Origin of the sequence: Robiginitalea sp. (assembly GCF_049588695.1) — a bacterium.
In the GTDB taxonomy this organism is placed as follows: domain Bacteria; phylum Bacteroidota; class Bacteroidia; order Flavobacteriales; family Flavobacteriaceae; genus Robiginitalea.
In genome coordinates this window covers 1-9499 of sequence record NZ_JBAVZJ010000355.1, presented here as the reverse complement: position 1 = coordinate 9499, position 9499 = coordinate 1, and the positions used below count along the sequence as shown (strand labels likewise).

The 9499-nt window shown below is 48.7% G+C and carries 7 protein-coding genes and 1 tRNA gene; 4 read left to right on the top strand and 4 right to left on the bottom strand.

The window, feature by feature from the left end; translation table 11 throughout:
- Positions 1 to 269: 269 nt before the first annotated feature.
- Positions 270 to 629: a putative quinol monooxygenase gene (locus tag WBV75_RS08635; RefSeq protein ID WP_424120226.1), complete on the top strand. Its 360-nt coding sequence runs from the start codon at positions 270 to 272 to the stop codon at positions 627 to 629.
- 76 nt (positions 630 to 705) lie between these two features.
- On the opposite strand, the gene WBV75_RS08630 is transcribed toward WBV75_RS08635, so the two are convergent.
- Positions 706 to 777 (bottom strand) — tRNA-Gln (locus tag WBV75_RS08630).
- Positions 778 to 947: 170 nt separating this feature from the next.
- Here WBV75_RS08630 and WBV75_RS08625 point away from each other — a divergent pair.
- Positions 948 to 4289 carry a DUF2723 domain-containing protein gene (locus WBV75_RS08625; RefSeq protein ID WP_424120225.1) on the top strand — a complete coding sequence of 1114 codons (3342 nt, stop codon included), beginning with the start codon at positions 948 to 950 and terminating at the stop codon, positions 4287 to 4289.
- Positions 4290 to 4331: 42 nt separating this feature from the next.
- Here the strand turns inward: WBV75_RS08625 and WBV75_RS08620 are convergent, their stop codons facing one another.
- From WBV75_RS08620 to WBV75_RS08610, 3 genes are all read right to left on the bottom strand, one after another.
- Positions 4332 to 4628: a thioredoxin family protein gene (locus WBV75_RS08620; protein WP_424120224.1), complete on the bottom strand. Its 297-nt coding sequence runs from the start codon at positions 4626 to 4628 to the stop codon at positions 4332 to 4334.
- Between the two features lie 91 nt (positions 4629 to 4719).
- Positions 4720 to 5949 carry a metallophosphoesterase gene (locus tag WBV75_RS08615; RefSeq protein WP_424120223.1) on the bottom strand — a complete coding sequence of 410 codons (1230 nt, stop codon included), beginning with the start codon at positions 5947 to 5949 and terminating at the stop codon, positions 4720 to 4722.
- 40 nt (positions 5950 to 5989) lie between these two features.
- Positions 5990 to 6718, bottom strand: a complete 729-nt coding sequence (locus WBV75_RS08610) for a copper homeostasis protein CutC (protein ID WP_424120222.1) — start codon at positions 6716 to 6718, stop codon at positions 5990 to 5992.
- A gap of 39 nt (positions 6719 to 6757) precedes the next feature.
- Between WBV75_RS08610 and WBV75_RS08605 the strand changes: the two genes are divergently transcribed.
- Entirely contained in the window at positions 6758 to 7744 is a 987-nt protein-coding gene (locus WBV75_RS08605) for an isoaspartyl peptidase/L-asparaginase family protein (RefSeq protein ID WP_424120221.1), read from the top strand.
- A gap of 39 nt (positions 7745 to 7783) precedes the next feature.
- Positions 7784 to 9499, top strand: a 1716-nt coding sequence (locus WBV75_RS08600; RefSeq protein ID WP_424120220.1) for a 5'-3' exonuclease H3TH domain-containing protein, incomplete at its 3' end; no start/stop codon positions are given.

The window sequence follows — 9499 nt, the reverse complement described above, 5'->3', positions numbered from 1 at the left end:
CTATAAGAGTATCCTTCTGAGCAAAGACAACAGGAGCATTGAATAGGAACAGGAAAACTAAAGCAAAGACTTGTTTCATAAATCAAAAATACTCCAACCGGGGAAATAAAAAAACAGCAACTCCCTTTTCCCAATCTCCCTTAGGACTGCCGGGAATACCCGTATTTCAGGAAGGTAAATCACCGAAACATTTCTGCAAATAGGAATCTCTTTATTTGTCCAAATTAAACCCATTGAAATGTGTAACTTAACCTCCTTAAACCTGAAATATGTCCCTTGTGAAACCCCTACAGTTAATAGCCCATTTTACAATCCACCCCGGAAAAACAGACGAATTCAAAAAAATAGTTTCTCAATGTATTGAAGTTGTCGAAGCCAAAGAAGCCGGAGCGGGCACACTTCAATACGACTGGCACTTCAACGCAGATCAGTCTGAATGTAAAGTTATTGAAGCCTACAGGAATTCGGAGGCTGTTCTGGAACACGCGGCCAATATAGGACCTTATTTAGGACAATTTTTCGAGATCTCAACATTTTCCGGAGAAGTATTCGGACCGGCCTCGGAATCCCTCAAGAAGGCTCTGGAGGGGATGGATATTAAATATTATGAATTTGAATCCGGACTTTAAGCCCAACGGAAACAGACACCGGGAACAATATGACATAAATAAAAACCCCCGCCTCTTTAAGGTCGGGGGTTTCGCGTTGGCCTACCAGGACTCGAACCTGGAATGACTGAACCAAAATCAGTAGTGTTGCCAATTACACCATAGGCCAATTCCAATGGAGCGTGCAAATTTAAAATAAACTTTGATTAGGCCAAAGATTTTTTCAGCTGTTTTATGCAGGGATAGAGGGCATTGACGTGTTAAAGCTTTATGAAAAAGGAAGCCGGGTCTGACCATTAATTACTAAATTCGCCCCATACCAGCTAATAATCAAAATACATGGTTGCCAAAAACTTTGAGAAATGGGACACCCTTACCGGGTGGTTTGTTTTTTTTATAGCACTTGTAACATACGTTCTTACGGTCGAACCCACGGGTAGTTTTTGGGATGCTGGGGAGTATATTTCCACCTCGGCCAAACTCCAGGTGGCGCACCCGCCGGGAGCACCGTTCTTCCAAATGATGGGAGCCTTTTTCGCCCTTTTCGCAACAGAAGCAGACAAGGTCGCCCTGATGGTCAATCTCATGTCCGGGGTTTCCAGTGCTTTTGCCATTTTGTTTATGTTTTGGACCCTTACCAATCTGGGGCGGAAACTGGTCGTATCGGATACTCCTTTATCTAACCCTAAAGCCATAGCCATTCTCGGTGCCGGATTAGTAGGGTCCCTCACCCTGACCTTTTCAGATAGTTTCTGGTTTAACGCCGTTGAGACTGAAGTATACGCGATGGCCAGTCTCATCATGTCACTCCTCTTCTGGCTGGGGCTAAAATGGACAGACGACCTCGATTCTCCAAGAGGTAACCGCTGGCTTATTCTGATCTCTTTTGTCGTAGGGTTGACATTCGGGATTCAGTTTATGGGATTTCTCGCCATCCCTTCCATAGGCCTGTTGTACTACTTTAAGAAATACAAGCAAACCACGGTAAAGAACTTTCTGCTGGCCAATATCGCCGTCATCCTCGTATTGATTCTGGTCTATAAATTTTCTCTGACCTATGTCTTAAAAGTTTTCGGGTGGAGCGAGGTCTTCTTTATCAATGAAATCGGACTTCCCTTTAATTCGGGAACACTGATTATGGGTGTTATATTTGCCGCGGCTTTCTACTTTGGATTGCGTTATACCCGCAAGAACAATTACCTGAGGGCCAATACCCTGATCCTCTGTGGCCTCTTTTTGTTCGTCGGTTTTTCCTCCTGGCTGATGCTGCCTATTCGCGCCAATGCCAATACGGTAATCAACGAAAATAATCCCGAAGATGCCCGGGCCCTGCTCGCGTATTACAACAGGGAGCAATACCCGGGGGTCGACAGTCCCGTCTATGGTGCCTACTTCTCCGACCTTTTCGCCCCTCCTGGTGAAAACCGGGACGACAAGCCCAAATACGAGCGGGATGAAGCCCTGGGCAAGTATGTGGTGGTCAACAAATACAAGGAAGCCCTTCCAGGTCCGAACAAGGACCATATGGGGCTGCTGCCACGGATGTGGAGCGATCAGCACGCGGAGAATTATATGAAATTTTTTGGCCCGCTCGATTTCAGCCTCAAAACCAACAATGAAGAATTGCGTATGGCTGCCCAACAAGTCCGGGAAGGACTGGAGAACGGGGAAATCGAGACAGACCAGTATATGAGTTTTCTAAGGCGCTTCGGGGAATATATTGAAGTGCACCCCCCGTCGATATGGCAGAACATCAACTACATGCTGAGCTTTCAGTTCGGATATATGTACTGGCGCTACTTCATGTGGAATTTCACGGGAAAACAGGACGATATGCAAGGTCGCTACAACGGTCAGGGCGAATGGCTCAGCGGGATAAAGTTTATCGACGCGCTGCGGTTGGGCAGCCAGGATGACCTTCCCCAGGACAAGCTCGACAATAAAGGCCGAAACACCTACTTTTTCCTGCCCCTCCTCCTTGGGATTATCGGACTGGTCTTCCAGGTTTCCAGGAATCCCAAGCAATTCTGGGTGCTCTTTGTGTTTTTCCTTTTTACAGGAATCGCCATTCAATTCTATACCAACCCCTATATTTTCCAACCCCGGGAGCGGGATTATTCCCTGGTAGGTTCGTTCTATATTTTTGCCATGTGGGCTGGCCTGGGGGTTTTAGCCCTTTACGAGGAATTCAAGCAGTGGATTTCCCCTAAAATCTGGGCTCCGGCTGTTACCGTGGCCTGTCTGTTGGCCGTACCTGTGCTGATGGGCGCTCAAAACTGGGATGACCATGACCGTTCCGGACGCTACACAGCCCGGGCCGCTGCGATGACTTACCTGGACAGTTGTGAAGAGGATGCAGGGTCTATGCTTTTTACCATTGGGGACAATGACACTTTCCCGCTTTGGTATGTTCAGGAAATCGAGAGTTACCGGACCGATGTCCGCGTCATTTGTACCAGCCTGTTTGCCACGGACTGGTATGTGGACCAAATGAAACACAAAGCCTATGAGAGCCCTCCTATCCCATCCCAGCTTACCCATAAACTTTACAGGTATGGCAATCGGGATGTGATATATCTGCAAAAAATCACTGAAAACCGATGGGATATTAAGGATTTTATGAACTGGATCGGCAGTGACCGGCAGGAGACTAAACTCCAGTATTATCTGGAAAAAAATGGTGCCGATGTGGGCGAGTATCCTGAAAGTACCCTGGACCTGGTCTACTACCCCACCGATAAAATCCGGGTACCGGTCAATAAGGAAAATGTCCTGAAAAGTGGTGTGGTGAAAGAAAAAGACTCTGCCCTGATTGTCGATTATATCGATATTGACCTGCCCGGGGCCCTTGCCAAAAACCGGATCATGATGCTCGATATCCTGGCGAATAACGACTGGGAACGCCCCATCTATTTCTCAGGGGGAAGCTTTGACGATGCAGAATATCTCTGGATGAAGGATTACCTGCAGCTGGATGGTATGGCGTATAAGTTAGTACCCATCCGTACCCAAAACAGGAGCCCCTTTGAGATGGGACGTATAGACACCGACCTGATGTATGAAAAGGTGATGAACTGGGAATGGGGAAATTCCGGAAGTTCAGAAATCTACCACGATCCCCAAACCCGATCCCAGGGACTGTCCCTCAGAAGTAATCTGGCCCGACTGACCGAGAAACTTATCGAAGAGAATAAAATAGAAAAGGCACGGGAAGTCATCGATTTGGCCATGACCAATATGCCCCTGGAATACTACGGTTTCTACACCTTCGCCGAACCCTTTCTGGATGGGTATTACAAAACAGGCGAGACCATGAAGGCACGGGCATTATTCGAAAAACTCAGAACGATCTACAAAGACCGCCTGGAGTACTATGAAAATGTACCCCTGGACCAGCAGTACGAGCAAATTGAGGATATCCTGGCGGACATGGAGGCCTATAAAAGGGTCATCGATATCGCCATAGATAACGACGACCGGGAACTCGCTGAAAAAGAAACTCAGGTTTTCAACGATCAGCTCGATAAATTTGGCTTTTACAAGGACAGCTTCCTGGAGGAGCTGCCCGAGGTCCCCGGGTTAGGCCCGCCTCCTCCAACCCCTGTGGATTCCATCGCTCAGGACGCCATAGATACAGAGCTTCCGGATACCACTACTGTTCCTGAGACTATTGAGGAATAAAACGGGCTGCGTGAAATTGTAAAAATAAGCCGGGGACGGCTCTCAGATATACTCGTTCAGGATTCCGATGAGTGTATTGGCATCTTGTTCCCCACTTTGTCTCCATACCATTTCTCCCCTCTTGTAGATGATAAGGGTTGGAAGGCCCTTAACGCGAAGCGCCTGGGACAGTTCTTTATTCTTATCCACGTCTATTTTGATCACTTTCCCCTTATCTCCAAGGGCAGAAGCCACATCCCTGAGAACGGGATGCATAGAGGTAGAATTTTCGTTCCACTCTGCGTAGAAATCCAGCAAAACAGGAATTTCCTGATCGATTATTTCCCCGAATTTAGACATATGGCAGGCGTTGGGTTTAGGTTCAAATGTAACAAAAATTGTGAAATGCGGTAGGAACCCCTATGAATTCAGGCTGTTGGTCGGCTCAAATTTAACTCAGACCGGTTTTTCGTAACCGGATCACCGTAATCTCCGGCCAGATACCCACCCTTCCGGGGTATCCCAGGAACCCAAAGCCCCGGTTGACGTTGATGAACTGTCCGAGTTCTTCATAAATCCCCGCCCAGTATTTGTACCGCCACTTGACAGGGCTCCACTTGATCCACCCCGGAATTTCTATCCCAAACTGCATCCCGTGTGTATGGCCGCTGAGGGTTAGGTGATAGTGCAACTCGTCGTGGATGACCTGGTCTTCCCAGTGGGAAGGATCATGGCTAAGGAGTATTTTAAAATCCTCGGGGGCAATACCATCCGTGGCCTTTTTAAGGTCTCCGGCCTTTTTAAAACCGCCCCGACCCCAATTTTCAACACCGATAAGGGCAATTTGTCCGTTTCCCTTTTTGAGGTATCTATTCTCATTGAGCAGGAGGTCAAACCCCATTTCTCGTTGCAAATCCTTAAGGTCCTCGAGATTTTGTGCTTTGGCATCCTCGGTATCCCAGCCGACGTAATCCCCGTAGTCGTGATTCCCTAAAACCGAATATTTTCCATCCGGAGCCTCAAGGGTTCCAAATAAATCTGCCCATGGAATCATCTCACTGGTTTTGTTATTGACCATATCCCCCGTAAAAAGGATGACATCGCTTTGCTGTTTATTAATCAGGGAGACCCCGTATTCTATTTTCTTACGGTTGTCAAAACTGCCGCTATGTATATCTGAAATCTGGGTAATGGTATAATTGTGAAATTCAATGGGAAGGTCTTTGAATTCAAGGTCGTAATTCAAGACCCTGAACCTGTATTTCCCACGGTACATCCCATAGAGCAAGGCCCCAAAGGGAAGGGAAGCGATCCCCAGGGCAATAAGACTGAGAAATCGCCTTCTTTCAGGTAATGTGAACTCCCTGGCCCCGCCAAATAACCTGTGATACCCACCTATGAGCAAGCGGTACAGGTCCTCTGAAAAAAGGAAAAACATGGTAATCAGGTTAAAGGTGAGGATGGCGAGCAGAAAGCCAAAGGCATAGCTCATAGGCCGATTCAGCACCCTACCCGTCTCATCGGCGACGGCAACCTGATAGATAATGTTTCCGAGGATCAGCAGCGCAATAACCGTATAGAGGTAGTACAGCCAGGGGTAGCGCGTAGCCGAACGCAGTGCCTGCAGGGTATACAGACACATAGCCAGATATACAATGACAAACAGAATCCAGCGAAACATATCTTTTTTTACAAATATACTTTTTTATGAAGCGTTTCTCCTACTTCCCGCTTGCCTTAATCGCGCGGACAACGGCTTCTATCTTCCCGGCATCCGGTAAGAGGGGTGCGCCCTCCCGCAGCAGACCGGGTGTGTTCAGCGGCAAACCAGAAAACAACTCGGGTGCCGGAGAGTCTATGGCACTCAGATGAACCGCCTCGAATCCCTTTCCTATAAACTCTTCAAGGTTGGAAGGGCGAATGCCCCCTCCCGGCATGATACCACAATGCGCCTTTTGAACCAGCTCCTCGAGATGGGATAAACCCCGGAGGGCAGACGTAGCCTGGCCGCTCGTCAAAATAGTATCAACCCCAAGAGCCCCGAGTTCCAAATGGGCCGCTTCCCAATCCGCAATACGGTCAAATGCCCTGTGGAATGTCAGGTGAAGACCCTCGCAGGCTTCGGCCAGGCGCTGCATACCTGCCCGATTCAATCGGTTGTTCGCATCGAGGCACCCCGTGACAATCCCATCAAAGCCCAGTGTCCTGCAATAGGAAATATCCCGTAGCATTTGTGAAATTGTATGCTCGGAATAGGTAAAATTCCCGCTTCGGGGACGGATCAGTACGTGAACCGGGATAGCAACACTATCCCTAATCGCCTCCAAAAGCCCTGCCGATGGGGTAACCCCGCCAACTGCCAGTTCAGAGCAGAGTTCGAGGCGGTCTGCACCCGCCCCCTCGGCGATTTTGGCAGCATCCACTGATGTCACGCATATTTCTACCTTCATTCCCTATCTTTAATACCCTAAATGTAATTCCTTCATCCCATGCACCGAAGAAAATTCCTTAAGAATTCCACGCTGGGCTCCGTGGCCATACTGGGAACGGCACCCCTTATTTCCTGTGCCGAGACCGAAACAAAAACCGCTGGAAATATCCGGCCGGATGGGCCGGTAGCCATTTGCACCTGGGATTTTGGCAATGCTACCGACAAAGCGTGGTCCGTACTCAGAGCAGGGGGCACAGCACTTGATGCGGCCGAACAGGGCGTTATGGTGGAAGAGGCCGATCCTGAAAATCAAACCGTTGGCCTGGGAGGCCGGCCCGACCGTGATGGTTTTGTCACTCTGGATGCCTGTATTATGGATTCCCAAAGCAATTGTGGGGCGGTAATGGGCCTGGAAGGATATGTGCATGCCGTTTCTGTGGCCCGCCGGGTCATGGAAAAAACACCCCACGTAATTTTGGTGGGCGACGGGGCCTCCCAATTTGCATCAGAACAGGGATTTTCACGGACGGATCTCCTTACCGCAAAATCCCGAAAAGAATGGGTAGAATGGAAAAAAACTTCTGAATACGCTCCCGTAATCAATATTGAAAACCACGACACTATTGGTATGCTGACACTCGATGCCAATGGAGATTTAGCAGGGGCCTGTACGACCAGCGGCATGGCCTATAAGCTCAGGGGTCGTGTAGGAGACTCTCCGGTTATCGGGGCCGGGCTCTATGTGGACCCCGAAGTTGGGGCAGCTACTGCCACCGGAATGGGTGAAGAAGTGGTTCGTACGGTAGGCAGTTTCCTGATCGTAGAATTAATGCGGCAGGGTAAAAGCCCGGAAGAAGCCTGCAGGGAGGGCGTACTCCGCATTATGAAGAAAAATGCAGGGAGGACAGATTTCCAGATCGGTTTTATCGCTTTGAACACCCTGGGCGAAACAGGCGGATATTGCATTCAACCCGGGTTCAGTTACCGGCAGTACGATTCAAAAGGACACCGGAACACCCCTGTAGAGAGTTACCTGAAATCATGAGAATCTTAGTAGCTTTGAAGTCTTTCAAACCACCTGTATATGTCTGATAAAAAACGCCTTTTCCTTCTGGATGCCTATGCCCTTATCTTCCGGGGATATTACGCCCTGATCAAAAATCCCAGGATCAATTCCAAGGGAATGGATACCTCAGCTATAATGGGGTTTATGAATTCCCTTTTTGACGTCATCCGCAGGGAAAAGCCGGATCACCTGGCAGTTTGTTTTGATAAAGATGGCAGCGCTGAGCGTACGGAATTGTTCGCAGACTATAAAGCCAACCGGCTGGAAACCCCGGATGCTATTCGGGTAGCAGTACCCTGGATTCAGAAAATCCTCAAAGCCATGCATATTCCCTGTATAGAAGTTTCAGGTCTGGAAGCGGATGATATAATTGGTACGCTGGCCAAACAAGCCGAAAAAGAGGACTACCGGGTTTATATGGTGACTCCAGATAAGGACTTTGGACAATTGGTCTCAGAAAATATTTTTATGTACCGGCCCTCCCGTATGGGAAATGGCATTGAAATCTGGGGGATACCTGAAATACAGAAGCGTTTTGGCGTAGAGCGCCCCGAACAGGTCATCGACTACCTGGGTATGATGGGGGACAGTAGTGACAACATCCCGGGACTTCCTGGGGTTGGGGATAAAACTGCCAAAAAATTCTTGCAGGAATTCGGATCGCTCGAAGGACTTCTGGAAAATACGGATAAGCTCAAAGGTAAAATGCGGGAGAAAGTTGAAGACAATGCCGAACTCGGCAGATTGTCTAAAAAACTAGCCACGATCTGTGTGGATTGCGAGGTTCAGTTCGATGAAAAGGACTATGAACTCAGCGTTCCCGACAGCCAGCAGGTACAAGAACTCTTTGAAGAGCTGGAATTCCGCAGGTTGAAAGATCAGTTCCTTAAGTTGTTTTCTCCTGACGATACAGAGACGACGACCTCCGGATCTAAGGACACGGAAAGGGCGAATGAAAATCCAAAGCAAGCCGGGAGCGGACAGTTTTCGCTTTTTGGAGGAAATTCAGATGCCCCGGCCGTGGAAGACTATACAGGGCGTAAGACCATTTCTGAAGTCTCCCATCTTTATCAGCCTGTTGAGAGTGAGATGGCCCTTCGACTATTTTTACAGCGCCTGGAGCAGCAAAACCGGGTTTGTTTTGATACGGAAACCACTTCTTTGAATCCCCTGCAGGCGGAACTTGTCGGTATCGCCTTTAGCTGGGAAGCTCACAAAGGGTTTTACCTTCCCTTTCCCGAAGATCGGGCCGAAGCCGATACCCTGATTCAGAAATTACGACCCTTCTTTGAAAATGAGGCTGTCGAAAAAATAGGTCAGAACCTGAAATACGACATCAAAGTACTGGACAAATATGGCGTCGTCGTCAAGGGGGCCCTGTTTGACACCATGCTGGCCCACTACCTGATCAATCCGGATATGCGTCACAATATGGATGTACTGGCGGAGACCTATCTGGATTACCGCCCGGTACCCATTACAGAACTCATCGGGAAAAAAGGGAAAAACCAGCTCAGTATGCGGGAGGTTCCGGTAGCACAGATTACGGAATACGCCGTGGAAGATGCAGATATTACCCTACAGCTTTCTGAAGCCTTCAGGCCGGAATTAAATGCTGCGGGGACAGAATCCCTTTTTAAAGATATCGAGGTTCCGCTCCTGCGGGTACTGGCCGCTATGGAACTGGAGGGTATTAACCTCGATACTGCCTTTCTGAGGGAACTTTCCGGGGCA